Raw genomic sequence first — 25171 nt, 5'->3', positions numbered from 1 at the left:
ATAATGCATTATTGTCGATTTTTTCTTTTTTCTTAGGAATAGAATGGTCTTGGGGTTTACGGTTTTAACCACAGCAAAAAGTAAAAAACAATTGGTATATTGCCTTTAAATATTTCTCCTTTGTTGCGATACATACTTTACATATTTATTTGTCTTTTTTGCTCAGAAATTCGGCACAAGAATTTACTATTTACGGAACTTTGGTTGATGAAAGCAATGTGCCGGTAGCCTTTGCCTCTGTTTTGCTTTTAGCTGAAGATGAGACCATTGTCACGGGTGTTAGTTCTAGTGAATCCGGTACTTTTTTATTAAAAGACCTTTCGGCAAACGCCTATACATTAAAAATCACATTTGTTGGTTATAATGAAGCATTAGAACGTTTTGAACTTACTCAAAGCAAAAATTTTGGGACCATTATGCTTAAGAATAATACGGAAGCATTAGAAGAGGTTAATATTACTTCAAAGCAACCCACCTTAAAAAAAGAAGCTGATCGTTTTATTTTTAATGTTGAAAACACAGCTTTAAGCGAAGGTAACTTGCTAGAAGTCTTACGGAGCACCCCAGGTGTTTTAATTTTAGACAATGTGATAACGGTTAAAAACAGTATACCAACGGTTTATATTAATGATCGAAAAGTGAATCTCTCGGCAGGAGAGATTACCCAATTGCTTGAAAATTCACCAGCAAATAGCATTAAAAAAGTGGAGGTTATAACCAATCCTCCAGCAAAATATGACGCAGAAAGTGGTGCGGTGTTAAACATCGTGATGAGTAGAAACTTGATTACAGGGTATCGTGGCAACATTTTCACTAATTACACACAAGGTGTTTTTCCTAGGCATAGTGCGGGACTCAATCAGTTTTATAAGACAAACAAAGTAAATGTTAATTTAAACTACAGTTTTACAAAAAGTAAAATTAATAGAGAACAAGATGATCGTATTAATTATTTAGAGAACACTGGCGCTTTAGATGAACAATGGTTAACCAATAATAACCGGAATACACGTTCCAATACACATAATGTGAATTTGAATTTTGATTATTTTATAGATGGCAAAAACACATTAAGTCTTTCAGCCAACACGTTATTGGTTCCTTTTTACGATTATAGAATTAAAGGACTAACCCGTGTGAATGGTAATAGGATTTTTAACTTTAATTCAAAAAATCACTCAGAAGATGAAAAATACAATCTGGGATTCGATCTAGATTTTGAACATCGCTTCAAAAATGGCGCTCAAATATCTTTGAACACGCATTTTACAGATTATAATTATGCTAGAGACCAAAAGGTTAATAGCAATTATTTTTTTCCGAATAGCATCAATAATTTTAGTACCGCTTTTAACACCAATAGTAATCAGGACACCAATATATTAACCTCTCAATTAGATTATACTTGGCCAATAAATGACAGTTCAGAGTTTACTGCTGGGATAAAAACCTCTAGCATAACAACAGAGAGTGCTATTGATCATTTTGATTTTGACGAAACTTCAGGCAGATTTATTTTCGATCCAACCAATTCAAACGCGTATGACTATGAAGAATCTATATTTGCAGGATATTTGAGTTATAACAAAAATTGGGAAAAATGGAATTTTAGTGGTGGGCTAAGAGTAGAACAGACAGATGTCGATGGACTTTCTATATCTGACAATCAAAAAAATAAGCAAAATTATTTTGAAGTGTTTCCTACCTTAAATTTAAGTTTTCAAGCCTCAAAGAATGCTAATATCTATACCAACTACAAACGCAGTATTTCTAGACCGAGTTACCAACTGTTAAATCCATTTAATTTCTTCTTGAATGACAATACAGTGGTTACTGGAAACCCTTTTTTGAAACCGGCCTTTACTAATAAGTTTTTATTGGGGACTGGATTATTCGATTTCCTAACCGTTGATGTTTTTTATCAAGCTCGAAAAGATGCTATTTTCGAGATTCCAATTCAGGATAATAATAATAGCATTATTGCTTTCACACCAACCAACATCAATAAATCCAATGAGTACGGATTAGATGTTGAGTTCTATAAGAACATTACAGACCGCTGGTTTTTGTATTTGGCAAATAGAATTGCAAATATTGAAGAGCGCTTAATTGTTGATACCGCTGAAATAAACCAAAATCAATGGTACAACTATTCTATTTTAAGTGCAGATTATAGTTTTTTGAAAGACAATAGTTTATCTGCAAATTTATCTTTAGTACATATTGGTAAAAATATTATTGGGTTGCAAAGAATAGATGCTCGGTTGGTGTCCAACCTTTCAATCAAGAAAATTGTTTTTAGTAAAAAAGGGACTGTGTCTCCGGCCATTGCAGATCTCTTTAATACTCAAGATTCGGCGTTACAACGAGATACAGAACTCAAGATAATTATCTTTTTACTGATGATGACAATCGCTATATTAAACTTGGGTTTAGTTATAAGTTTGGAAATACGACTCTAAAAACCAATGCCCGAACTAAAGAACGCGTGGAGCGTGAGCGCTTAGAGAAATAAATGGGAATTACCCCTTTGCACTTTTTTAATCCTGCCACTCTGCAATAAACAAATTGGTGTCGCGACCACCTCCATTATTTCTATTGGAAGAAAAGGCTAATTTTTTGCCGTCATTGGAAAACACAGGAAAGGCATCGAAGGTTTCGCCGTGGGTCACCCGTTCTAAATTTTTCCCATCTATATCAATCAGATATAAGTTAAAAGGGAAGCCACGCGAGGCTTCAAAGTTTGATGAAAACAATATTTTCTTACCACTTGGATGAAAAAACGGGCTCCAATTCGCATTGCCTAAATCGGTTAATTGCCTTAGTTCACTACCATCAGCATTACAGATATAAAGCTCCATATCTGTTGGTTCCACCAAGCCTTCGGCTAACAACTCTTTGTATGCTTTGATGTCCTGCTCTGTTTTTGGTCGAGACGAACGGAAGATAATTTTGGTCCCATCTCGGTGAGAAAAAAGCACCACCATCGTAGCCTAATTCGTCTGTAATTTGCTGGACATCACTACCATCTAAATTCATGGTATATAATTCCAAATCACCACTTCTTGTTGAGGTAAATACTATTTTATCACCTTGAGGAGATACCGTTGGCTCAGCATCATACCCTTTTTCATGTGTCAACTGCTTTACGATGTTACCTTGTAAATCTGCAACAAAAATATCGAAGGTATCATACACCGGCCAAATGTATTTTCCATTTTTACGCAAGGGTGTCTCTCGGACAGTTTTCATCGCTTAAATGCGTGGATGCATATATAATATGTTTATTGTCCGGAAGGAAATAAGAACAGGTTGTGCGCCCCTTGCCTGTGCTTACCATGGGTGGCGGGACACTATCGAAAGTGTCGTTGACCTGCATTAAAAACATCTCGGTCACAGCTCACATTCCATTTTTCATAATTAGACTGAAATACTATTTGCTTATTATCAAAACTCCAATATGCTTCAGCATTATCACCCCCAAACGTCACTTGTCGTAAGTTTTTAAAATGCACTTCTTCCGGATAAATTAATGGGTTTTTTGTTTCTGAAACTTCAGAATTTATATCGGTCTCTTTCGCGTTGTCTTCATTTTTACAAGAAAATAAAATTAGAAAAAGGAAGCTGAGGTATGTGATTTTCATGAGGAGTAAAGTAATAAATATTGTATAGTTTTGTGTAAAATTAATACTTCTCACAATGAAAAAAGGAATTGCAGTCGTTTTTTTACTGCTTTTAATGGCTTGCCAACAAGAAAAAACAAAGACCGTCACCATAAAAGAGGATGTCGCTTTTCTGTCTTCTGATGCTTTAGAAGGCCGACAAACGGGAAGCAATGGCGAACTAAAAGCAGCAGCATATATTGCCGAACGTTTTCAAAATATGGGGCTAAAAGCTCAAGGCACAAACACGTATTTTCAAACCTTTTCTTTTAGACCAAAGACCGATCCTCACCAAGCCGTGAACTATACAATAAAGGATGGAGATAGTACTATTACAGGAACTAATGTTATCGGTTTTATAGACCACAAAGCAGAAAACACGATTATCATTGGAGCACACTATGATCATTTAGGTTTAGGTGCAGAGGGATCATTACACCGTGGAGAAACAGCCATTCATAATGGCGCCGATGATAATGCCAGTGGGGTCGCCGTCCTTTTAAATTTAGCCGAAAAACTAAAATCAGTAAACACCAATAACAACTATTTATTTATCACGTTCTCTCGGTGAAGAAATGGGCTTGTTGGGCTCAAACTATTTTGTAAAACACCCCACGATTGATATCAAAAAAGTGAATTACATGATAAACATGGATATGGTTGGGCGTTTAAAAACAGACAGCACCTTAGCGGTTTACGGTGTGGGAACATCGCCTGTTTTAAAGCAGACGGTAAAAGCGAACAACTCTAATTTTAAATTAGTGCCAAAGGAATCTGGTGTTGGGCCCAGCGATCATACCTCTTTTTATAACGTTGATATTCCCGTACTCCATTTTTTTACTGGACAGCACGAAGACTATCACAAACCGAGTGACGATTTTGAAAAACTTAATTATGAAGGCATGCAAACCATAGCTAACTATATTTTTGAAATCATTACCGATTTAGATAATAATGGAACATTACCTTTTAGAGCAACCATAAACGAAAGCGATGCCGTACCAAAATTTGAGGTGGGATTGGGGGTTACACCAGATTATTTATTTGATGGTAAAGGCATGCGAATCGATGGTACAAGAGCAAATACTCCAGCCACCAATGCGGGCATTCAAAAAGGTGATATTGTAGTTAAAATTGGAGCTCATGACATCTCAGATATGATGACGTATATGAAAGCCTTATCAAACTATAAAAAAGGCGACACAACTGATGTAACTCTGAAAAGGGGGGATGACTTGGTTGTGGTTGCGGTAACATTCTAAAAGAAGTAATTAAAAAATGTTGAATTTTGGGTCATTTCGAAACCATAGGAAATCATATCCGAAGTAGAATGATGATTAAAACTAAAGAGGACTTCATTAATAAAATCCACCTCATTATTTCGGTGTGTATCGTTATTCCTGTGGCTTTTGTTTACGGTTTTAAACCAGAACTAAGCTTCGATATGCTTTTAGAAACTACCGATGAGCATAATTTTTACAAAGCCATTATGGGACTGTATTTGGGGTTTTCTGCGTTATGGATTTTGGGATTCATTAAAAAACGATATTTTGAAACAGCAATAGTTACCAATTTTATTTTTATGCTAGGTTTGGGTTTAGGAAGACTGCTAAGCCTTATTACAGATGGCATACCCACTTCAGCTTACGTTTTTGGAACCGCTGCAGAATTGTTTACGGGTTGTTATGGCCTTTGGGTTTTTAAGAGGCTTAACCAGTAAGAAGCGCCCCACAAATCCCTAAACTAACAATAACATATACGGCAGCTAGAATAAATAAAATTTTGGCTGCTTTTTTGTTTTTATTCTTGACAGCAAACCCAATGATTGCTAAAACAATGGCTGGACCAAGCATGATGGCAATAAGCATAAATAACAACCCGTTAAGATTCCCAACTTCTAATAGAAAATACCTCATATCATTTCATTTCTAAGGCGTTCTAAGTGCTCTTTTTTATCATCACGATAAAACAAATTCATGGTTTCAAAAGGAATGATTTTATTGTCTTTGTCTACAATATGAACACACGACTTTTTAATAGCGCGTACATCAAAATTATAGGCGTCAATAAACTGCATAATGATGACGCGAAATAAATTATCATAGCCTAAGTTTGGAGCCTCAATATTTGGCAAACAACACATTATAGATTTCAAATTTTCTTCTGCAACTTCTACAGAATTCCCTGTGCTAAACAACTCTATCATTTTATCTTGAAGCTGTTCATCCTGTTCATAAATAATGGTGTTTTTACTGTTGTCTAATAAATCTGCTGGATTAATATAGCGTGTTAACGGAAACACGGCTTCGTCTAATTTAAGCGCATAACCCATGACTAAAGCATCAGGGTTACAGGGCACAGGAATAAGATCATCACTATTAAATATAGTGGTTTGCTCAATGATTTTTCTGCGCACTTCGGTAAGGGTCATACGATCCGTCTCCGGATTAAAATGTTCTAACCGTCCAGCAATTTGTGTAGGCTGAAGGGTGACACCACGAACACATTTTTGTAGTAGGGCGTAATCAATAATTTTTCCAATTTCATGATCATTCAACCCCTTTTGAAGCGTCACGACCAAGGTCGTTGAGAGGTTCACGGCATTCAAATGCGAAATGGCTTGGGTTCTTATGTCATTCAAATCGGCACCCCGTAATTCACGAAGCACGCTATTTTCGAAAGAATCAAATTGTAAATACACTTCAAAATCGGCGCATAGGTTTTTAGTCGTTCTGCGAAAGCGAGGTCTTTAGCTATTTTTATACCATTGGTATTCAGCATTAAATGTCGAATGGGTAAAGATTTAGCATAATCCATAATCTCCCAAAACTGCGGGTGAATCGTGGGTTCGCCACCGTAAATTTGTACCACATCCGGCTCTTTTTCATTCTTTACAATAGTATCTAACATCACTTTGACTTCCTCTAGAGTACGATGTCTCCCATACGTTGGTGATGAGCCCGCATAACAGGTTGGGCAGGTTAAATTACACCGGTCGGTCACCTCGATAACCGTCAAGCAACTGTGCTGTTCGTGGTCCGGACACAACCCGCAATCGTAAGGACACCCATAGTCTGTTTTAGTATTAAAGGTATAGGGCGTTTCACTTGGTTTATTGTAGTTTCTTATATTTTTGTAGTATTCAATATCATCGGCAATCAATACCTTAGAGTTCCCGTGTTCTTTACAGCGTTTTAACATGTAAACGTTTCCTACTTCAAAAACGATTTTAGCATCTACACGTCGTAAACATTCGGGCAAAGGCTTAAGGTAAAATCGTAATAGGTATAATTTCTAACGGGCATAATTAAGTTTTTGAAGTATAAAGCGAGAATAGTATAACCAACAAATTACACATAAAATTTGAATGGTGCTCAATCCTAAGAAATAAAACACATTCGGTTTTAAAAATTCAATACAAAAGCGAAAGCCAAAATAGAGGAGCATAAACCATTTAAACAGGTCCCCATTTTTTATAGAAGCATGGTTTTGCAATCGTTTTAATCCCAAAAACAACAGCATTAGAAAAACCAATTCGTATAATGCCGAGGGATGCCTGAGGAGGCCATCCCCTAAATCCATTCCGAAAAGGGAAGTGGTTTCTTTACCATAGGTAAATTCATTGATTCCGAGATAAAAAGCACCCGATGCGACCTATAAAAATTCCTAGGATTATAGGAAGCGTAAATAAATCGCCTGAAGACTGTGTTTCGCCAATGTGTTTTTTAGCTAATTCGACCCCAAGTAATCCGCCAAATAATCCACCCATGATGGTTTTGGTATTTAAAAGCATAATAAGATTGGCTTGAGACCATGCTACAAGCGGGTTTTCTAAGAGCCCAATGAGTCGTGATCCCAGTAAAGCGCCAATGGCGGCACCTAAAATAATAGAGAGTCTGTTGCCTCCGGAAATACTGTCGACTGAGCGTTTTCTTAAAAACACGTAATACCGAAAGGCAATAAAAAAAGCGAGATACTCTAATATGAGATGAATGTTTATATGGTAACCTAAAAGTGTGGGTTCGAAAGGAATAGTCAATGAGTTGCGTTTTGAAGTTTAAAAATACAATAATTATCATGCGAATAGTAGGTTTACTTAAAAAGCATTAATTTTGCAGCAAAATCAAATCCCTTGGTAAAAATAGACCACATAGAACTTCCCGATTTTCCGTTGCTTTTAGCACCCATGGAAGATGTTAGCGATCCACCGTTTCGTGCCTTATGTAAAGAACAAGGTGCAGATGTTGTTTATACCGAGTTTGTATCGAGTGAAGGTTTAATTCGTAATGCTGCAAAAAGTGTTATGAAATTAGACATTTATGAAAAAGAACGTCCTGTTGGGATTCAAATTTTTGGAGCCAATATGGAAAGCATGTTAGAAACCATTGACATCGTTTCGGCATCGAAACCTGATATTATTGATATTAATTTTGGTTGCCCAGTAAAAAAAGTGGTAAGTAAGGGTGCGGGCGCAGGCATTTTAAAAGATGTGTGTCTCATGGAACAACTGACGGCCGAAATGGTAAAGCGCACCAATATTCCTATTACTGTAAAAACGAGATTAGGCTGGGATCACGATTCTATTAGAATTGTTGAGGTTGCTGAAAGGCTCCAGGATGTGGGCTGTAAGGCCATTGCTATTCACGGGAGAACCGGAGCACAAATGTATAAAGGGGAAGCTGATTGGGAACCTATTGCCCAAGTAAAGAACAACCCAAGAATGCACATTCCTGTCTTTGGCAATGGAGATGTAACCTCTCCAGAGCGCGCTATGGAAATGCGAGATGTCTATGGTTTAGATGGTTGTATGATTGGTCGTGCTACGATTGGTAATCCTTGGTTTTTTAAACAAGTAAAACACTTTTTTGAAACAGGAGAGCATTTAGCGCCAATTTCTCTAGCTGAGCGGGTTGATGCAGCTCGCAGACATTTACAAATGGCTATTGATTGGAAGGGCGAAATACTTGGCGTATTTGAAACCAGAAGACACTACACTAACTATTTTAAAGGCATTCCACACTTTAAAGAACACCGTATGAAAATGGTAACCAGCGATGCTTCAAAAGATGTGTTTGCGGCTTTTGATGAAGTCGAAGCGCTGTTTAGTGATTATCAATTTACAGAATAAAGGGATTAATTCACTTTTACCATAGCCTTGTTAATACGAACCGAGGCAATTTTAGAGGCCATAATGCCTAAAATGGTAATCGTTAAAAAGACGATAACAAAGTTTTGTGCATGAACAGCAACGGGATAGGCCGAGAGACGGGGTGATCATCACTAAAGAAAACGCTTGTTGCATCATCACAATTAAATACCCGATAAAAAGTCCAATCAAGGTGCCCAAGGTGGTCATTATAGTGCCTTGCAAAAAGAAAATTTTCCGAATATCTTTTAAGGTTGCACCAATATTATAGAGTGTAGATAAGGTTTGTTTTTTATCTAGAATCATCATGATGAGTGAGCCAATGACATTAAAAATAAGAATTATAGACACCAAAGTAAGTAATAAATACACAAAGAGGTTTTCCGTGTTTAACATTTTATGTAATGACTCGTTAAGTTCTTCCTTATTTTTAAGTACAATTTGATTTCCAAGAATCGTTTGAAGTTCTTCTTTTATTAGTGTTTCGTCAGCATTTTCTGTTAGACGAAACTCAATACTTGAGAATTGACCATTAGGTAAACTTAATAAGTCTTGGGCTAAGCCAATGGAAGAGAAAATGTAGGTATCATCAAATTTCTCATTAACTGAAAACACACCAACGTTAATCGCGTCTGTTTGGTTGAATGCTTGTTGCACAGAGGTTATTTGTCCCTTACCAGGTTTTGGTACATAAAGCGATAAGCGTTTGCCATAATCTAAAACACCAATATTTAAACTCCTTGAGACGCCCCAGCCTACCACAACTTGAGACGTGTTTTTAGTCAACCAGCTCCCGAGTTCAACAATGGAATCTACCTTGTAAACTGTAGCATAATTTTCATCGACTCCTTTAAGGAAACAGGCTTGTTTATTGCCATCAAATGATGCAATAACACGTTCTTCAATAATTTTGGAGTAAGCAGCGATGCCATTAACACGATTCAGCTTTTCTTCTATATCTCGTGTTAAGGTAAACGATTTTCCAACAGTCGATTCGGCTTTTAAATCGGGATCGATAATGGTGGTAAATTCTAAAGTAAAATCTTTTAAACCTGCGAATCCGAGAAAGCACAATAAAAAGTGCAGCAGCACCTAATATAATACCGCCAATAGCAATATAAGTGATAAAATTTATAGCATTATTACTGCTTTTTGAGCGTAGATAGCGTTTAGCAATGTAATAAGGAAAGCTCAAAATGCATTAAGATTTTTTATGCTTGTCTAAAAGGTCCGGATTTTTTATAGGATTATCTTTTCCTTTTAAAGACTGTTCAATTTTATCGATATGCTCTAGAGAATCATCTACAAAAAAGTAGAGTTGAGGCATTCTTCGTAGTTGATTTTTGGTACGTTGTGCCAATTCATGACGAATAAATGGCTGATTGGATTTAATACCTTCTAATAACTCTGCCGCCTTATTATTTGGGAAAATACTTAAATATACTTTGGCGACAGATAAATCTACAGTGACTGCAACTTTAGATACCGAAATAATAACACCACGCATACCGCCCTGTGTGGCAGCTGTTTGTAAGATGTCTACTAAATCACGCTGTAAAACCGATCCTATTTTCTTTTGTCTTTGACTTTCTTCTGTTTTCATTTCTTTGATGCGTTTTCGCAAGAATATAATGCAAAAATACGCTTATTTAAATTTAATACCATTTACCAACAGTATTTATTACTTTTGAAAGCAAAATTCGTACCTTTTTTAAATGCTCAAACAAGTTACGAAATTATAATAATCAGATTTCCATTTTATGGAAATGAAACACTTTTTTGATGAAAAAGATAGAACACGTAGGTATTGCTGTAAAAAGCCTAGAAAAATCAAACGCGTTGTTTGCTAAGTTATTTGGTGCGCCACATTATAAAATAGAGGAAGTAGCCTCTGAAGGTGTAAACACCTCGTTTTTTAAAGTTGGAGATAATAAAATAGAACTGCTGGAAGCCACAAAAGACGACAGCCCCATCGCTAAATTTATAGAAAAAAAGGGGGAGGGTATTCACCACATTGCTTTTGATGTTGACGACATTCATGCCGAAATTAAAAGACTAAAAGCAGAAGGGTTTACTGTTTTAAATGAAACACCTAAGAAAGGCGCAGATAATAAATTAGTGACTTTTTTGCATCCAAAATCGGCTAACGGTGTATTAATCGAGCTTTGCCAAGAAATTAAAGATGATATAAAGGAATAAAAATCTTGTAGAGTTTTAAAAATAATATTAGATTTGCACCCGATTTCGGTCCCATAGCTCAGTTGGTTAGAGCACCTGACTCATAATCAGGTGGTCCTTGGTTCGAGCCCAAGTGGGACCACTTTTATAGATTGCAAAGCCTTGTAAACGTTAAGTTTATGAGGCTTTTGCTTTTTTAGGGGACGAATTGGGGGACGAATAATATAGTGTTATTGGATTGAACAATTAACGTAGTTTATAACTATTAGAATTTTGATACTGTATTAAGATTAATAAATCTTGTTTGCTTTCCCTCATATAATTATGATATTTTAATTAATTTTATAGTAGATATTCTGACAATAAAAACATACTATTTTGGTTGATAACAATGTGAGAAAATATTGTATAGCTAAATAAATTATTCCATATTTTTGGACTATTTTTGTCCTAAATAGAATATTGAATATGACACCAACCTTTGGAGAATATATTAAGCAACGTAGAACTGAACTTGGATTTCCACTGAAAAAAGTTGCATTGCATTTAGATATTGATACTTCCTCTCTTGGAAAGATAGAAAGAGAAGAAAGAAATCTATCTGAACACCTATTAAGCCCTCTAGCAGATATACTTCAAACGGAGCAAAGAAAAGTTTTAAATTACTATTACTCATCAAAAGTAACACAAGAAATTAAAAACTATCCTTACTATAAAGATGTTTTGAATATTGTTGAGGAACAATTACAATTATACTTTTCTAATACCGAACATAAAGAAAATTGGACAGAAAAAGAGTTTGAAAATCCTAAAGCCAAATTAAGAATTGCGACAATGTTTTCAGGAATTGGAGCTATTGAATATGCTTTTAAAAGATTGAAAATAGCAACAGAAATAATTTTTGCAAGTGATATAGACAAATTCGCAAAGCAAAGTTATTTTGCTAATTACAAAATTGATGAAGAAAATTGGTATGATGATGTTCAAAACATTAATGGAAAAAAATATAAAGGCAAAGTTGATTTATTAGTTGGAGGAAGTCCTTGTCAATCATTCTCAATGGTTGGAAAAAGAAAAGGGTTTGCGGACACAAGAGGGACTCTTTTTTATGATTTTGCGAGAGTTGTTAAAGAAAGTCAGCCCAAAGTATTTATATTTGAAAATGTAAAAGGTTTAATAAATCACGACAACGGAAATACATTTGAAACAATAAAAGCAACCTTTGATGAATTAGGGTATAAATACTTTTATCAAGTTTTAAATTCTAAAAATTATGGTGTTCCACAACACAGAGAACGAATTTTTGTTGTTGGTTTTAAAGATAATTCAATAGAATTTGAGTTTCCTAAGCCGATAAAGTTAGAGTATAAAATGCAAGATTTTCTAGAAGATTATATTGACAGTAAATATTATTTGAAAGAAAAAGGGGTGAAGTTTGTAACAAGTTCAAAAAACAGAAAAAAACGATACACTCAAATTAATGGGGATATAGCAATTTGCCAAAAAGCAAATCAACAATTTAATTGGCATGGTGATTTTATTTTCGAAAGCAAAGACTCACCAGAGTTTAACGAATTGATTTTTGATGTAAATGAAGTTGAAGAAAAATATTACTTACTTGAAAAAACAAAAAAATATGTTTTGACTGAGGGAACTAAAAACTTCAAAACATCAATAAAAACAGATCTAGAAATTGCAAGACCCTTATTGCAATCTATGCACAAAATGCATCGTGCAGGAGTTGATAACTACGTTACCCACAATAAAGGTAGAATAAGAAAACTAACTCCGAAAGAGTGTCTAAGATTGATGGGTTTTAGAGATGATTTCAAGCAAGAAGTTAGTGATACCCAAATATATAGACAAGCAGGGAACAGTATTGTGGTAGATGTTCTTATAGCATTATTAAAACAAATGGACATAACTAAATTTGCGAAAAAATAATTGGAGAATTTACAGAAAATTAAAATTGAAGGTATAGAATATTTAATAATCGATTCTATACAAGATTTTAGAGCAGAAGATAGTTTTATTCATAGAAAAAACAAGTTAGCACAATTTCGAGGGAATGGTGAGTCTAAAAAACATGTCGGAACTTATGCAGGAGAAAAAGGCGATAGAATTTCTAATTTTTTCAATTATTCTAATTGGGGTTTAGAACATTATGATTTAAATAAAAAAAGAAAATCAATTAATTCAGCAAAAGAAAAGGGAGCGATAATAAGCGAAAACAGATGCTTTTTTAGTAAATCAAACTTTCAAAAATATTTAAATGATGCTAAAACAGAATACTTTTCTCAAGAACAGCAATATCATAATAATATAAGTGAATTCTACAACGAACGATTTGAAAAAGTAAATAGCCTAGAAACAAATCTCTTGTTTTTCAGTATTTATGATGCCTCAGATAACTTATCCCAAAGCCAAAACAGGGGTTATGTTCGTTCTGACGATTCCATATGGAAGTTGTGGCGAGAATTAATATTACCTAGTATAAGCTATTTGTCAATCTTAAAATTAGTTCCCACAGACAACAAAAACGCAGAACCACTATTTTACTTTAGAATACTGTTAGATTATCAATTTAGATCATTTGTTCATCCAAAATCACTAAATACAGAGCAAGAATTGGAAATAGAAGAAATGGAAACTGGTGTTATTATAAAAAGTTCTCATAGAAAAGGTTCTATAAAATATAGAAAAGAAGTTATCAATTATATGCCTCAGTGCCCATTTACAAAAATAACAGATGAACGTTTATTAATTGCAAGTCATATTAAACCCTACAGTATCTGCATTAAAAACAACGAAAATGATCAAGCATTAGACTATTTAAATGGATTGGCACTATCTCCTACTTATGATAAATTATTTGATCAAGGGTATATAACTTTCACCGACAATGGAGAACTGATTTGTGGCACTCAATTAAGCTCGTATACTTGGGAGAAATTAAGCATTAACCCTAATGCAAAAAACAGAATGAGAATATTCCCCGAAGACAGAGAAAAGTATTTGGATTATCACAGAAATAATGTGTTTCAAGATGATATAAATGATTTGATATAAAAAAACAGGTTATTAAATAATAACTATATAATATGGATCGATACTAAGGTGAAAAGTTTCTGAAGAAACCTAACCTAAGAGCGTAAACATGTTTTGAGAAGTATGTAATTGGAGTTGAAACAAAAAGAGAACCTGTTACTAAAATGTACAGGCTCCCCTTTTATTGTTAAAAAAAGTCTTAAACGAAATTAGCTATTTCATGATTAAATTTAAAAATCATCTGAATATTCATAGATATCTATCGTAGTACTACGTATTTCATCATCATAGTTTTCTGATAGATAATTTATAATCTCGTGACTTATTTCTTTTGTAGTGTCTAGTATGATAAAATCAAGTCTAAATTCATATTCATTGCCAAATGATAGCAAAAGGCAGTTTTTATACTTTAAAGTTGCGTATCCATAGTTGTAACCCTCTTCAATTATTATGTTATCAAAATTTTCGCTTATAAAAGTTGAGTTTATTTCGTGCTTTTCTTTATCTTTTATAACGTAAAAGTTATCCGTTACTTTCGTGTCAAATACTATGTTTTCAATAATTTTTTTATTCATATTTAATTTTTTATAGTGTTTATATTTTTATCATCAAGCCTTTTATAAAGTGGCAAGGTATTCCTGTTTAAATCAATCATTTTAACGTCAACTACTGGGTTGTTTCTTTCGCTGTTTGTTATCTCCTTAGTCACTGCGTTAAGGCGTTTAAATTGGTCTGTAAATTCGGTTGTGGTATAGAAATCTGTATATAGCTCAGATACTTTTCTCGAGCAATTCCAAACTTGACATTTAAACTTTGCATTATTCTTGGTGACGTATTTCGTGACATAAGAAGATATTCTTTTAATATTGTTTGTGTTTAATTGTTTTACATCAAAAGCCGAGGAGGGTTTAAAATCCTTATCTCTCGGGAACAATGCCGTTCTTGTGTTGGAGAGCCAACCAGTAATTCCACCATTTTTCAATTTTCCAATACTTGTTGGTTATCATGTGAAAATGTGGGTTTCCCTTAAATTCATCGTTTTTGGTTTGTCGCTCTACCACCCATAAATATTGAAAATCGTCACTTCGTTTTTTAACGTTATCAATAAATTTTCTTAGAACATTTACCGCTTGTTCATCTGAAACTTTGTTTAAAAAGGTAAGCGTGACAAAACTTAGTCTTTTTTGAGTTCTAGAGAAACACGTAATTTTTTTTCTAATTTTTTGTTTCGAGCGCCTAGACAAGGAGCGTTCTCTTCGCTCCCTGTCTTTACTTTCCTTTTTTTTTGCTTTTGGTTTATTTAGAGGTTTTCTTCTCTGCAATGCGGAACCTGTAAACTCACTTTTTGGAGCAATGCCGTATTTTGCAATTGAAAAAGCAACACTCACACCGTATGTGTTCTTGACTATCATAATCTGAATCGTTGTACAATTATTAAAACCATTAAAAGGTTATTTATTAAAGGTTTTTATTTAAAGGTTTTTAATTTTAAAAGGTTAAAAAAAAGAAAGACCTACTCAATGAACGGCGGGACGAAAACGCCTTTCTTGAATTGCTTCATAAACTGACTGGTTCGCCTGTTGTAAACATTCATGTATAGCCAAGTAGGGTGTTTTTTAGATAAGAACATAGAGAAGCCATTTAGCTTATGAACAAATTCCCACTTTTTAGGCTTTTTTTCATTTTCTAGGAAAACAATAACGGAGTAATCATTTTTCTTTTTTAACATGATAGTTCCTCCCTTCTTACTTTTGGGTTAATCAACGTCAAAGCATCTTCTATATCTTGCTTTTTATATAGAACTCTACTGCCTATGCGATAGGCTTTAATAATTCCCTCTAAAGTCCAGTCATGAAGTGTTGGGAGTGAGATGCAAAGTTTTTTTGCAGTGTTTGACCTAGAGAATAAGTCAATGTCTCCAATTTTTGGAGGGAATAGTTTGTTTTCTACTGCTCTTTTTATTGCTTTATTAAAAGCGTTGTCAAAAGCTTTTTCGAAGTCTGAAAATTCGAAAGTGTTCAATTCAATTTTTGCCATTATTTTACTTTATTTTAGTTTAACAATGGTGCAAATATTAAATAAGATATGGCTGTGGTTCCCGTTTTGGGGTGCCACAATTTTTAGTTTAACTCCTTAATCTCTCTTTTTAATTTGTTAGAAACAGACTCAAAGGTTTTGTTCTCAAATAGTTCTGTGAGTTTTTCAAAATTCGTAATATTTCGTAAATCATTTTTGCCACCGTTTATTTTTGAAAGATTTTTTCTAATATTTTACGGGCCGACATTTAATATTTGACTAAGTACATTTGCAACATGAGTATTTGTAAAGTCTCTAAAATCTAGGCCTAAATAATGCAGGGCAAGCAATTTTTGTTCAGGGCTTAAAGTGGAGTATTCTTTTTCTGTGGAGGGCTCGTTTTCTAATTTTCTGAGCCATAAAACATATTTTCCCAACTCCAATCCTTGATTATGAAATACTTCATTCTCATCATTAAAGCTTTTTAAGTGTTTTTCTGAAATATCATTAATATTTGAGACTCTTCTATATTTGGTTTCTTTTTCATTATAATAATATTTTTCGTACCCCCATAAAAATATCTTCCAACCACTTTGAACACAATTATATATTCTATTTAAATTCTCGAGTTTTGATTTATATCGTTCTGTTAAACCTGACATTCCGAAATCTGGGGCATAATTACTATGATTTAATAACAAGTCAACTTGCTTCAACTCGTCTTCTACAAATCTTTTTGTGTTTTTCAGTTCACTTGAGCGTGAATTAAAGTCCTTCTGTAATGTTTTAAAATCTATTATCATTAGTTAAAAAATGGGTGTGTTAATAATTTATCTGCGTTTTCTTTTTGTGTTACTCTTATGTATTTCAAAAAGGATTGTTCTGTTTTATGCCCTGTTATTTTCATGATGGAGATAGTAGGCACTTGTGCTAAATATAAATTTGTTGCAAAACTTCGTCTTGCGGTGTGGGTTGATACCAATTTAAATTTTGGTAATACGGTGCGTTCAATTTTTCCGCCTTTTGTAATTGAGGTTTCTATAAGTTCTTTAATGCCTGCTAAACTAACCACTTCTTTTAAATATTGATTCATGGTTTGGTTCGTGTATGCTTTTGGCAACTTGTTATTGTATTTTTTTAATATCCTTCGTACTGTTTGGTGTAACGGAATAGAAATGCGTTGGCTTGTTTTTCTTGTGCGTACTTCTATTAGTGAATTGTTAGAGGTAATGTTTTCGGGTTTAATTTCTGTAAAATCGGAAAACCGTAAGCCTGTATAGCAACCAATGAGAAACAAATCGCGCACTCTATCTAATCTTTGGCTAGCCGATAATTTTAAATCTTCAATGCGCTTGAGTTCGTCTATGCTTAAATAAATGGTGTCCGCTTCTTCACGAATGGTTTTAAATTTTCGCTTTCTATAATCAAGATTATCATTAAGCCCTCTGTCTGTGGCTTCATTCATAAAAGATTTTATAGTCTTAATATGTTTGCCAATCGTATTAGAAGCAAGGTTGTATTCTATATTTAAAAAGGCAACGTAATTACTGTAAAACTCAAGTGTGATGTTTTCAAAATTTAATTTTTTACGCTTTTGTGAATACTCTTTAAGATATTTAAAAGTGGTATTATAAACTTTAACCGTACCTATTGATTTTTTTAATTTACTTTCTTCAATGTAATCCTCTATAAATTCTAAGAGTGTGGTTTTCTTTGGTTTTAAAATGTGGTCTGATAATTCGTTTTCTAGTGCGTCTTTTAGATTTTTGTTGTTTGGTTGAATGCCATCATTCAACAATTTTCGAAACGCATTATTTATTCCGTTCTCAATTTTATCCAATCGCGCATTAAATTCGGGATGCTCGGGAAAGTTTTTAGAAGCCTTAACACGTTGGTCGTTTTTATTCCAAAATTTAGGATTTACTTTTTCAGCGGTAGAATATTTAAATCTATTATATTGGTAGTTGTAAACGAGATAGATTAAAGTCTCTGTTTTTGCATGAGGTTCTTTGAGTACAAATTTTGCTTTTGCCATGACCCAAAGATATTAAAAAAGAATCTCTAGGGGACGAATGAGGGGACGAATAATTTTAATTTGATTGAATTTCGCTTTATTTCCCTTTTCTAAAAACCCCCGTATTAACTGGGTTAAAGTGCTTAAATACAATAAAATAGAGTAAAATAAGACAACACTTCAGGTGGACCAAGTGGGACCACACTTAAAACCCTTCTTTTTAGAAGGGTTTTTTGTTTGATGCTTTATTGACTCATAATGATACTACAAATCTATGAGCTTTGAAGCCGATAATGGATCCTTTTTCAAAATCATTACGTCAGGATAAAAAGAATTACATTCCTAATTTTTATATCGCATTGTAATTAATGTATAGAATAAATAAGGTCTTTCTTTAGAATATAGACCTTGTTTTATAATTAAATATCACCTAAAACTATTTTTTTTGTAACCGTTTCTTCCCCTTCAGTTTCTAAAGTTATTAAATAGAGACCTGCGCTAAGTTGTAATTTCTTAGAAGAAAAGGCATTCACACCATAGGATAAGGGTTGTTTAAAAATCGCTCGCCCGTTAATAGTGTACAGGGTGGCAGTAAGGGGGTTACTTGTTTTTTGTGTTACATGAATATTGAAAATGTTAGAAACAGGATTAGGACTTATGGTTATATAAGGCAACACACCTTCCTCTTCACTGCCTAAATTAGGCTTTGTTATGGCAAACGTTATCTTTTGGGCTACAGAAGTGTCGCAAACGCCTTCATAAATTTTGACCTGGCTAATGGTAGAGTTGTTGCCGGTACCACCGTCATTATCGTTAATAAAAACCAACCGATCCATGGCGCCGTAATAAAAATTACCAACCGGTATCGTATAGGTTTTTGTACTTCCAGCATAAGTATCGTAGTTAGTAATGCCATAATTTTGGGTGCCATACACTTTAAAATACTGGTTACTGGTCAGGGTATTATCATTTTCAAAGCCTAGACCATGAATTTCTCCTTCAGAAGTACTACTGAATGTAAATTCAATAACCGTTTGAGCAGTAACAGTATAGTTGAAATTGATGTGTTTCCAGGTGTTGTTATTTAGAATTAATGTCCCGCCGAGTTAGCAATACTGTATGTACCATCAGCATCTTGATTAGAAAAAGAATTTATGGTGTAGTTATTAAAATTAATGGTTTCACAAGTTGGATTAGTGGTTGTACCATTATTTATGGAGATCGCATCGAGAGCGATGTCGCTTCGCCAGCCGCTACTTCCGCTTCCCGTCACGATAGTGACGCGCAATTGAACAGCAGATTCGTTGCCATAAGAACTTAAATCTATGTTGGCGGTCTTCCAATTGCTACCTTGGTCTCCGATTTGGTATATATAGCATTCCAAGTGCCAGTAGTACTTGTTCTAATGTCAACAGTTAACGAAGCAATAGCACTTCCTAACATGTGGTAATCAAAACTTAATTCAGGTGTTGTAAGTGTGGTGAGGTTGTAGCAAGGAGAGTTTAAAGTCGCGGTTTTATTAGGAAAGCCGGTGCCACTGCCTGAAGCTTCAACATATATGTAATAAAAACCATTAGATGCACTGGCGGGACCTGTACCACTTGAAGGTGTCGCGCCTGAGTTTCTAGAGTAGTCTAAATCGTCATCTGTGCCTTGGGACCAAGCTCCAAAAGACGACTCAAAACTTTCCTGATACGGATAGATTGAGATCGTTTCAGTACAAACCTCACCATTAGGATTGCCTGTATTGATGCCGTTTGAGATTTCTATTAGGTACTCTAATGCTAGTTTTGCAAATTTTGCCGCATGTGTCGCATTCGGGGTTGGCGATCTGTCAAACGTGTCGTTTCTAGTATGGATATAAGGATTGCTTTGATTGAAGGTGGCTTCAAAGGGGAAAGCAACATCATAGCCCTCTTGTGCCCAGCTATAATGATCTGAACAACCGTAGTTACAAATGGAAGTGCCGTAAGTTAATTTGTGCGTTCCGAAGCGTTGTAAAAATCCATAAGCTCGATTAAGAAATTATTCAAATTATCGTCGTTATAAGAATCTGTTGATATGTATACGTCATTTGCAGAACCCTTATAGTTGGTCATGTCTAATTGCATATAACTAATCACGTTAACGTTCCTGGATTTATAGTCTTGCGCAATTTCTTTAGAGCCCCTTAAACCTACTTCCTCAGCGGCAAAAGCCATAAATTCTATAGTGCGCTTAGGTTTGAAATTCATTTCGAACAATACTCTCGCGGCTTCGGTAATGGTTGCTATTCCGGATGCATTATCATCTGCTCCTGGAGCATCATTGTTATTCGCACTATTTGTAGAGTCTATATGACCCCCAATAATTACAAATTCATCTCGGATTTTCTGAGCCAGTAATGGTCATCACAACCGAGGGCATACTGGTACTTGTGTGGTTTACAATCCTAACAGAAACATCCGTTCTTCCTGAAGCAAGCGTTTCCCATTTGGTTTTTAAGTCGAAAACAGCTTGTGCTGCACTGTTTTTCGTGTGGTATCTGGTCACATAGCTTTCTAATTCTTGAATTTGATTTGCAATGTTTAGATTGTTCACTAAATCTAAACTTTGTAGCACCAATGGTTGCTGGGTAATGCTATAAGTAAGGTTGGCTTTATTATTAGCCTCTTTAGAGGCCATGAGACTGGATTTGTAAATGGCCGCAATAGCATTTTCCCTTGAGGCTTCATAAATAAATCCGGGACCATGAACTAAAACCTTGTGGTGTAGCTCTTCGGCCGCATGATGAGACAGCATAACGGCACTATGGCCATTAAAGGATTTGATAATTTCGATAGCCTCCGGATGATTGATCTGTAGTCCTTTAGCATCTTGTGTCTGCATGGTTGCATAAAACATGTCCTTCTTTTCTAGGGACTGACTGTTTTGAGATTCTGAGATTTGTGGTTTCAAAGCCATGCAAAAGAATAGCATGGATAACATTGTTAATTGGAGGGTTTTCATACGTAATGGATTTTGAAATTAATTCAATTCTAGTGGTTTGATAATCAGTACCTAAGTTATGATAAAAAACACCTACAAAATTATTTAAATCTAATTTTTTTAACCCATTCCTTAATTTTATTTAAAATTTTTAACAAAAAAGGGTATTATTTTTCAATGAAACTGGTGGTTTTTGATAAATTATTAAGGATACTCTATTTTTTTTAAGCCTTAAACGATCTTGCCCGTATTAAAAAGCAATGGTTGTCGCTTAAAACGAATTCTAGTTTAACGGCTACGAATACTAAAACCGTCCCAATTAAAGGAAGGTCTCATAATACCTTTGAAGTGTAAACAAAACAATAACACTCTAAAACACTTTATTATGAAAATTTTAAAAAACAGTATCCTGGCAGTAGTATTATTAATCGCAACTAACGTATTTGCTCAAAACAGAGAAGTCGTTTTTGACACGTATGCACATGCAACAGCAACACAAGCTTCAAAATACTTGTTAGCCAATGATGTTGCTTTAAGAGACTGCCCAGCAACACAATGCCAAAAATTAACAACCTTACCTATTGGCATGAAAGTAAGGTTATTAGAAAAAAGCGAAAAGCCCATAACGTTAAACGGGGTAACCAGCAGTTTTTATAAAATAAAAGTAGGTCCGAGATACGGGTTGGATATGGGGTGGACTCATCTCACAAAAAACAATGAGCAGCACAGCAGATTCAGCCATTAGGTTTGTCTTTGGGGAGCAAGGTGTAAAAGGAAGTGATGATGTTGACGCTTTAAAGAGCTACCAAATAAGAGCCGTGAAAAATGGTGTGGAAATCGATAGACTAACCATCACATCACAAGCATTAAATTATGAAAACGTGACCAATCTAGGAAACAAAGGCTTAGAAAACGTAGACGATATTATAAGCCTAAGCTTAATGAACGACGACGCTTGTGATGTTATAGATAATGCACTATATATTCTTTGGAAAAATAACTCTTTCAAAAAAACAACAGAGGTTGTTATGGTTACCAATGCCATCTCTCGAGTAGATTGTTGTTCTCTTTTTGATAATTAACTTGGGGTTTTAAATTATCAAAAAATAAACGCTACGTACTTTCATGGTTCGTAGCGTTTTTAATGGTAAGTATACAATAAGAGTTTAACTATATTTGTTTTCATTATCTAATACATTGCACTTGAATCGATTTGTCACATGTTTAATCCTTTTTATAGTTTCACGCTCCGGTTTTTCACAAAACAGGAACCTAAGAGCCTATACTATTGAAGACGGTTTACCACAATCGCAGGTGTATGATGTGATTCAAGATGGGGTAGGCTATTTGTGGTTAGGTACACAAGGTGGCGGATTAAGTCGCTTTAACGGAAACGCATTCGAAGTTTGGAACGAAAGTGATGGCTTACAATCTAATTATATTTTTGCATTATTATCCTCAAAAGAAAAACTTTACATAGGCACTAAAAAGGGGTTGTCTATAAAAAGCAAGAATGTATTTTTAAACATTGAGGCGCCTCAGGTTAATAAAATTTATCAATTTAATAACACCATTTATCTCGCTACAAAACGCGGCATTTATAGCCTAAATAAAGATGAAACACTCAAAAAGATCAGTATAAATAAAGACATTGACTCTAGTTCTGTGAATGCTATTATTTTTAAAAACGGTTTTTTTTGGATGGCAACAAACCAAGGGTTTTATAGGCTAAGTGACTTAAAGGAAGGGTTGGAAAATTTGAAAAAGTTAGAGTCTAACAACTTCTCTGCCGCTATTTCATACCAAAATAAAATTTATGCTTCAACCTTTGCCGACGGGACTTTTGTTTTTGACCTTGAGGATTTGGAGTCTCCTATTTTAATGCGGGAACCGTTGCGTATAAATAGTTTGTCTATTCAAAACGAAAACGAACTCCGGGTAACTACAGATAATGATGGCATTTCCATTATTGAAACAAAAACAAACTCAGAGAAAGCGGTCTTAAATACTAAAAACGGGTTCTCCGTTGCACATATTAGAAAAGTTCTTGCCGATAGCCAATCCAATCTGTGGATTGCTACTTCGGAGGTGGGCTCTATAAATATTTTCAGAACAACTTTAAGCATTATACCGTAAATACCGGATTAAAAGGCAATCGCGTGTATGCCGTGCATCAGGCGAAAGATGGTTTATACCTTTCAAGCTCGGAGGCAGGTTTGAGCCGAATGGATTCAGCGGGCATTCATCACATAAAACCTTACAAACACTTTTCCGATGTAAAAATTAAAACCATTGCAAGTGATTCTAGAGGGAATATTTGGGCAGGATCAGACGGTCGTGGCTTATTATTTCGTGAAACTAAACTTGTAGATAGTCTTTCTGCAGATTCCACAGAAACGTTTAAAGTAAAAACCGTTAAAAATCATCTCTTCAATACCGATACTGGTTTTACCAACGATTGGATTTGTAAAATACAGGTTGTTGATGATGCGGTTTATGCCGCGACCTATTCCAGCGGCATTATCAAGTTGAATTACTATCCTGAAAAGGATAGTTTAGTTATTAGAAAAATTTTTGGAGAACAGGAGGGTATAAAAGATTTATACATTAAAAACATGATTGCAAAAGACGGTCAACTTTGGTATTCTACAAAAAGCGGACACATTGGTTATATTCAAGATAATAGAGTTCAGGATTTTGGTCAGGTATTAAAAAGCCCAACGGCTATTAATGCCATGGAATTTAATAATAATACCCTTTTTATAGGAACTGCAGGCCGTGGCATCTGGTATAGTGAAAGAGAAGACTATACGCGTTTTACTAAATTGAACGGAATTAAAAGAATATATTCAGAAAACATTTACCAACTTATTTTTGATAATCAAGGTTTTTTATGGGCTGGAAGCGAACGCGGTGTAGATAAAATTTTAATAAATCAGGCGAATACCATTTTAGATGTCTTTCATTTTGGAAGAAATGACGGTTTTTTAGGCATTGAAACTTGTTTAAATGCTGTTGAAAAAGGCGCCAATGGAAATTTGTGGTTTGGTACTATATATGGCTTAACAAATTACCAACAAAGTGAAGGCAAACAAAACAACAGTAAGCCCAACCTTTTTTTTAAGGATGTTTTAGTGAATTATAAAAGCGTAGACTCCATAAACTTAAAAAAATGGACGAATAGCAAAAAAATACTTCAGCTCAACCCTAAACAAAGACAGATAAGTTTTCAATATGCCAGTGTAGATTTAGATCACCCCAACGATATTCAATTCCGTACGCAATTAAATAACACCGTATGGAGTCCATGGTCCAGTGAAAGCACTCAAAATTTTTCCGGGTTAGCTTTTGGCGCACATACGTTTTCTGTACAATCAAGAAATTACCGCTGGGAAGAAAGCGACCCCATTCGTTTTGGTTTTTATATAGAGCGTCCACTATATAAGAAGATATGGTTTCAATGGTTATTGGTAATAGCAATGATTACTTTTTTAGCGCTTTTAGTGTGGCGTTATATTAGAGGGGTAAAAAAAGAAAACACCGTAAAAACGAAGCAATTAGAATTGGCGAATCATTTGTTGACCTTAGAACAAAAGGCCTTGCGTTTACAAATGAATCCACATTTTATTTTTAATGTTTTGAATGGTATTAAAGCCATGGCCAGTACCAAACCAGGAGAAGATGAATGTCACTATTAATAGTTTTGCAACATTGCTACGCGACACTTTAATGAATTCAAGAAAAGACACGATTAGTTTGGCTCAGGAAATAAAAACCTTGCGTCATTATATCGAAGTTGAAAAACTCATGGCCGCTAAAGCTTTCAACTATGAGATTACAGTGCATTCAGATTTAGACCCGGAAGAAATTTTGGTCCCTTCAATGCTTATTCAACCTTTTGTAGAAAACGCAATAAGGCATGGTATTTTAAAAGCGAATAATACGGGGCATTTAATTATTACTTTCCAGTCGACGGAAGAGGACTTACAATGCTCTATTTCAGATAATGGGATTGGCGTTTTTGAGTCGCAAAAAAACAAACCAAAAACCGATCATCAATCCATGGCGCTTAAAGTTACTGCGGAGCGTCCGGAGTCCATATCTCGGAAAGAATGCGTTACAAATAAAGGAAATTAAAAA

Annotated in this window: 26 protein-coding genes, 1 tRNA gene and 4 pseudogenes; 13 read left to right on the top strand and 18 right to left on the bottom strand. The window is 34.7% G+C overall.

Features of this window, described 5'->3' with window-relative positions; all coding sequences use genetic code 11:
* Positions 1 to 149 precede the first annotated feature (149 nt).
* Positions 150 to 2462, top strand: a complete 2313-nt coding sequence (locus tag N7U66_RS12305) for an outer membrane beta-barrel family protein (RefSeq protein WP_267675528.1) — start codon at positions 150 to 152, stop codon at positions 2460 to 2462.
* 78 nt (positions 2463 to 2540) lie between these two features.
* On the opposite strand, the pseudogene N7U66_RS12300 reads toward N7U66_RS12305, so the two are convergent.
* Positions 2541 to 3644: pseudogene (locus N7U66_RS12300) on the bottom strand (TolB family protein).
* Between the two features lie 55 nt (positions 3645 to 3699).
* On the opposite strand from N7U66_RS12300, the gene N7U66_RS21970 reads away from it, so the two are divergent.
* Genes N7U66_RS21970 through N7U66_RS12290 form a run of 3 tightly spaced genes read left to right on the top strand, consistent with a single transcriptional unit; the run spans position 3700 to position 5382 of the window.
* The gene (locus tag N7U66_RS21970) at positions 3700 to 4233 is read left to right on the top strand and encodes a M28 family peptidase (protein ID WP_313791213.1); all 534 of its coding nucleotides are present in this window, start codon (positions 3700 to 3702) and stop codon (positions 4231 to 4233) included.
* Between the two features lie 4 nt (positions 4234 to 4237).
* Entirely contained in the window at positions 4238 to 4924 is a 687-nt protein-coding gene (locus N7U66_RS21965; RefSeq protein ID WP_313791212.1) for a M28 family peptidase, read from the top strand.
* Positions 4925 to 4950: 26 nt separating this feature from the next.
* Complete coding sequence (locus N7U66_RS12290) at positions 4951 to 5382, top strand: DUF4345 domain-containing protein (protein ID WP_267675527.1); 432 nt, start codon at positions 4951 to 4953, stop codon at positions 5380 to 5382.
* On the opposite strand, the gene N7U66_RS12285 is transcribed toward N7U66_RS12290, so the two are convergent.
* The 4 genes and pseudogenes from N7U66_RS12285 to N7U66_RS12270 form a co-directional block, all read right to left on the bottom strand.
* Positions 5372 to 5578 (bottom strand): hypothetical protein, encoded by a 207-nt coding sequence (locus tag N7U66_RS12285; protein ID WP_267675526.1) that lies wholly within the window; start codon positions 5576 to 5578, stop codon positions 5372 to 5374. The two genes, N7U66_RS12290 and N7U66_RS12285, sit on opposite strands and share 11 nt — an antisense overlap.
* A pseudogene (locus tag N7U66_RS12280) lies at positions 5575 to 6967 on the bottom strand (radical SAM protein). Before N7U66_RS12280 ends, N7U66_RS12285 begins: the two are co-directional and overlap by 4 nt.
* Positions 6957 to 7244, bottom strand: a complete 288-nt coding sequence (locus N7U66_RS12275) for a prolipoprotein diacylglyceryl transferase family protein (protein WP_267675525.1) — start codon at positions 7242 to 7244, stop codon at positions 6957 to 6959. Before N7U66_RS12275 ends, N7U66_RS12280 begins: the two are co-directional and overlap by 11 nt.
* A 37-nt stretch (positions 7245 to 7281) precedes the next feature.
* The gene (locus N7U66_RS12270; RefSeq protein ID WP_267675524.1) at positions 7282 to 7701 is read right to left on the bottom strand and encodes a prolipoprotein diacylglyceryl transferase family protein; all 420 of its coding nucleotides are present in this window, start codon (positions 7699 to 7701) and stop codon (positions 7282 to 7284) included.
* 93 nt (positions 7702 to 7794) lie between these two features.
* On the opposite strand from N7U66_RS12270, the gene dusB reads away from it, so the two are divergent.
* Positions 7795 to 8790 (top strand): tRNA dihydrouridine synthase DusB, encoded by a 996-nt coding sequence (gene dusB / locus N7U66_RS12265; protein ID WP_267675523.1) that lies wholly within the window; start codon positions 7795 to 7797, stop codon positions 8788 to 8790.
* 51 nt (positions 8791 to 8841) lie between these two features.
* On the opposite strand, the gene N7U66_RS12260 is transcribed toward dusB, so the two are convergent.
* Both N7U66_RS12260 and rbfA read right to left on the bottom strand, forming a co-directional pair.
* Entirely contained in the window at positions 8842 to 9882 is a 1041-nt protein-coding gene (locus N7U66_RS12260; protein WP_313791211.1) for an ABC transporter permease, read from the bottom strand.
* A 127-nt stretch (positions 9883 to 10009) separates the two neighbouring features.
* The gene (gene rbfA, locus N7U66_RS12255) at positions 10010 to 10411 is read right to left on the bottom strand and encodes a 30S ribosome-binding factor RbfA (RefSeq protein WP_267675522.1); all 402 of its coding nucleotides are present in this window, start codon (positions 10409 to 10411) and stop codon (positions 10010 to 10012) included.
* A gap of 179 nt (positions 10412 to 10590) precedes the next feature.
* Here rbfA and mce point away from each other — a divergent pair, with 179 nt between their 5' ends.
* The 4 genes from mce (at position 10591) to N7U66_RS12235 (ending at position 14055) form a co-directional block, all read left to right on the top strand.
* Positions 10591 to 11007 carry a methylmalonyl-CoA epimerase gene (gene mce / locus N7U66_RS12250; RefSeq protein WP_267675521.1) on the top strand — a complete coding sequence of 139 codons (417 nt, stop codon included), beginning with the start codon at positions 10591 to 10593 and terminating at the stop codon, positions 11005 to 11007.
* A gap of 47 nt (positions 11008 to 11054) precedes the next feature.
* Positions 11055 to 11128, top strand: a tRNA-Ile gene (locus N7U66_RS12245).
* Positions 11129 to 11454: 326 nt separating this feature from the next.
* The gene (dcm, locus tag N7U66_RS12240; RefSeq protein ID WP_267675520.1) at positions 11455 to 12930 is read left to right on the top strand and encodes a DNA (cytosine-5-)-methyltransferase; all 1476 of its coding nucleotides are present in this window, start codon (positions 11455 to 11457) and stop codon (positions 12928 to 12930) included.
* Positions 12931 to 14055 carry an HNH endonuclease gene (locus N7U66_RS12235; RefSeq protein ID WP_267675519.1) on the top strand — a complete coding sequence of 375 codons (1125 nt, stop codon included), beginning with the start codon at positions 12931 to 12933 and terminating at the stop codon, positions 14053 to 14055.
* 209 nt (positions 14056 to 14264) lie between these two features.
* Here N7U66_RS12235 and N7U66_RS12230 read toward each other — a convergent pair whose 3' ends face one another.
* From N7U66_RS12230 to N7U66_RS12185, 11 genes and pseudogenes are all read right to left on the bottom strand, one after another.
* A complete protein-coding gene (locus tag N7U66_RS12230; RefSeq protein WP_267675518.1) occupies positions 14265 to 14609 on the bottom strand; it encodes a hypothetical protein in 345 nt (114 codons plus the stop codon).
* Positions 14610 to 14611: 2 nt separating this feature from the next.
* Positions 14612 to 14968: a hypothetical protein gene (locus tag N7U66_RS12225; protein WP_267675517.1), complete on the bottom strand. Its 357-nt coding sequence runs from the start codon at positions 14966 to 14968 to the stop codon at positions 14612 to 14614.
* A complete protein-coding gene (locus N7U66_RS12220) occupies positions 14952 to 15446 on the bottom strand; it encodes a rolling circle replication-associated protein (RefSeq protein ID WP_267675516.1) in 495 nt (164 codons plus the stop codon). Before N7U66_RS12220 ends, N7U66_RS12225 begins: the two co-directional genes overlap by 17 nt.
* Positions 15447 to 15756: 310 nt before the next feature.
* Complete coding sequence (locus tag N7U66_RS12215; protein WP_267675515.1) at positions 15757 to 16071, bottom strand: helix-turn-helix domain-containing protein; 315 nt, start codon at positions 16069 to 16071, stop codon at positions 15757 to 15759.
* A 233-nt stretch (positions 16072 to 16304) separates the two neighbouring features.
* The gene (locus N7U66_RS12210; RefSeq protein ID WP_267675514.1) at positions 16305 to 16853 is read right to left on the bottom strand and encodes a hypothetical protein; all 549 of its coding nucleotides are present in this window, start codon (positions 16851 to 16853) and stop codon (positions 16305 to 16307) included.
* On the bottom strand, positions 16853 to 18085 hold the full coding sequence (locus N7U66_RS12205; protein ID WP_267675513.1) for a tyrosine-type recombinase/integrase: 1233 nt from the start codon (positions 18083 to 18085) through the stop codon (positions 16853 to 16855). The genes N7U66_RS12210 and N7U66_RS12205 overlap by 1 nt, the downstream gene beginning before the upstream one ends.
* A gap of 398 nt (positions 18086 to 18483) precedes the next feature.
* Positions 18484 to 18999: a T9SS type A sorting domain-containing protein gene (locus N7U66_RS12200; RefSeq protein ID WP_267675512.1), complete on the bottom strand. Its 516-nt coding sequence runs from the start codon at positions 18997 to 18999 to the stop codon at positions 18484 to 18486.
* Positions 19000 to 19154: 155 nt separating this feature from the next.
* Entirely contained in the window at positions 19155 to 19448 is a 294-nt protein-coding gene (locus tag N7U66_RS12195) for a hypothetical protein (protein WP_267675511.1), read from the bottom strand.
* Positions 19388 to 20026, bottom strand: a pseudogene (locus N7U66_RS22585) (hypothetical protein); the annotation flags it as partial. The pseudogene N7U66_RS22585 and the gene N7U66_RS12195, both read right to left, overlap by 61 nt.
* Before the next feature lie 11 nt (positions 20027 to 20037).
* Entirely contained in the window at positions 20038 to 20400 is a 363-nt protein-coding gene (locus N7U66_RS12190) for a M20/M25/M40 family metallo-hydrolase (protein WP_267678525.1), read from the bottom strand.
* Between the two features lie 22 nt (positions 20401 to 20422).
* Positions 20423 to 21052, bottom strand: coding sequence for a zinc-binding metallopeptidase family protein (locus tag N7U66_RS12185; protein ID WP_267675510.1), 630 nt, complete (start codon positions 21050 to 21052; stop codon positions 20423 to 20425).
* A gap of 364 nt (positions 21053 to 21416) precedes the next feature.
* On the opposite strand from N7U66_RS12185, the gene N7U66_RS12180 reads away from it, so the two are divergent.
* From N7U66_RS12180 to N7U66_RS12165, 4 genes and pseudogenes are all read left to right on the top strand, one after another.
* Positions 21417 to 21776, top strand: a complete 360-nt coding sequence (locus N7U66_RS12180) for a hypothetical protein (RefSeq protein WP_267675509.1) — start codon at positions 21417 to 21419, stop codon at positions 21774 to 21776.
* Positions 21748 to 22113: a hypothetical protein gene (locus N7U66_RS12175; protein ID WP_267675508.1), complete on the top strand. Its 366-nt coding sequence runs from the start codon at positions 21748 to 21750 to the stop codon at positions 22111 to 22113. The genes N7U66_RS12180 and N7U66_RS12175 overlap by 29 nt, the downstream gene beginning before the upstream one ends.
* A gap of 121 nt (positions 22114 to 22234) precedes the next feature.
* The gene (locus N7U66_RS12170; protein ID WP_267675507.1) at positions 22235 to 23167 is read left to right on the top strand and encodes a ligand-binding sensor domain-containing protein; all 933 of its coding nucleotides are present in this window, start codon (positions 22235 to 22237) and stop codon (positions 23165 to 23167) included.
* Between the two features lie 89 nt (positions 23168 to 23256).
* Positions 23257 to 25168: pseudogene (locus N7U66_RS12165) on the top strand (histidine kinase).
* The last annotated feature ends 3 nt before the right edge of the window (positions 25169 to 25171 follow it).

The organism is Lacinutrix neustonica (genome assembly GCF_026625145.1).
GTDB lineage: Bacteria > Bacteroidota > Bacteroidia > Flavobacteriales > Flavobacteriaceae > Lacinutrix > Lacinutrix neustonica.
This window is presented reverse-complemented; position numbering and strand designations above follow the sequence as displayed.

Excerpts from the sequence above, each read along its gene's own strand:
- N7U66_RS12205 (WP_267675513.1), bottom strand. The coding sequence starts at position 18,085 with ATGGCAAAAGCAAAATTTGTACTCAAAGAACCTCATGCAAAAACAGAG.
- N7U66_RS21970 (WP_313791213.1), top strand. The coding sequence starts at position 3,700 with ATGAAAAAAGGAATTGCAGTCGTTTTTTTACTGCTTTTAATGGCTTGC.
- N7U66_RS12210 (WP_267675514.1), bottom strand. The coding sequence starts at position 16,853 with ATGATAATAGATTTTAAAACATTACAGAAGGACTTTAATTCACGCTCA.
- N7U66_RS12180 (WP_267675509.1), top strand. The coding sequence starts at position 21,417 with ATGAAAATTTTAAAAAACAGTATCCTGGCAGTAGTATTATTAATCGCA.
- N7U66_RS12185 (WP_267675510.1), bottom strand. The coding sequence starts at position 21,052 with ATGAAAACCCTCCAATTAACAATGTTATCCATGCTATTCTTTTGCATG.
- rbfA (WP_267675522.1), bottom strand. The coding sequence starts at position 10,411 with ATGAAAACAGAAGAAAGTCAAAGACAAAAGAAAATAGGATCGGTTTTA.
- N7U66_RS21965 (WP_313791212.1), top strand. The coding sequence starts at position 4,238 with ATGGGCTTGTTGGGCTCAAACTATTTTGTAAAACACCCCACGATTGAT.
- N7U66_RS12215 (WP_267675515.1), bottom strand. The coding sequence starts at position 16,071 with ATGGCAAAAATTGAATTGAACACTTTCGAATTTTCAGACTTCGAAAAA.
- dcm (WP_267675520.1), top strand. The coding sequence starts at position 11,455 with ATGACACCAACCTTTGGAGAATATATTAAGCAACGTAGAACTGAACTT.
- N7U66_RS12230 (WP_267675518.1), bottom strand. The coding sequence starts at position 14,609 with ATGAATAAAAAAATTATTGAAAACATAGTATTTGACACGAAAGTAACG.
- N7U66_RS12220 (WP_267675516.1), bottom strand. The coding sequence starts at position 15,446 with ATGATAGTCAAGAACACATACGGTGTGAGTGTTGCTTTTTCAATTGCA.
- N7U66_RS12275 (WP_267675525.1), bottom strand. The coding sequence starts at position 7,244 with ATGGATTTAGGGGATGGCCTCCTCAGGCATCCCTCGGCATTATACGAA.
- mce (WP_267675521.1), top strand. The coding sequence starts at position 10,591 with ATGAAAAAGATAGAACACGTAGGTATTGCTGTAAAAAGCCTAGAAAAA.
- N7U66_RS12285 (WP_267675526.1), bottom strand. The coding sequence starts at position 5,578 with ATGAGGTATTTTCTATTAGAAGTTGGGAATCTTAACGGGTTGTTATTT.
- N7U66_RS12175 (WP_267675508.1), top strand. The coding sequence starts at position 21,748 with ATGAGCAGCACAGCAGATTCAGCCATTAGGTTTGTCTTTGGGGAGCAA.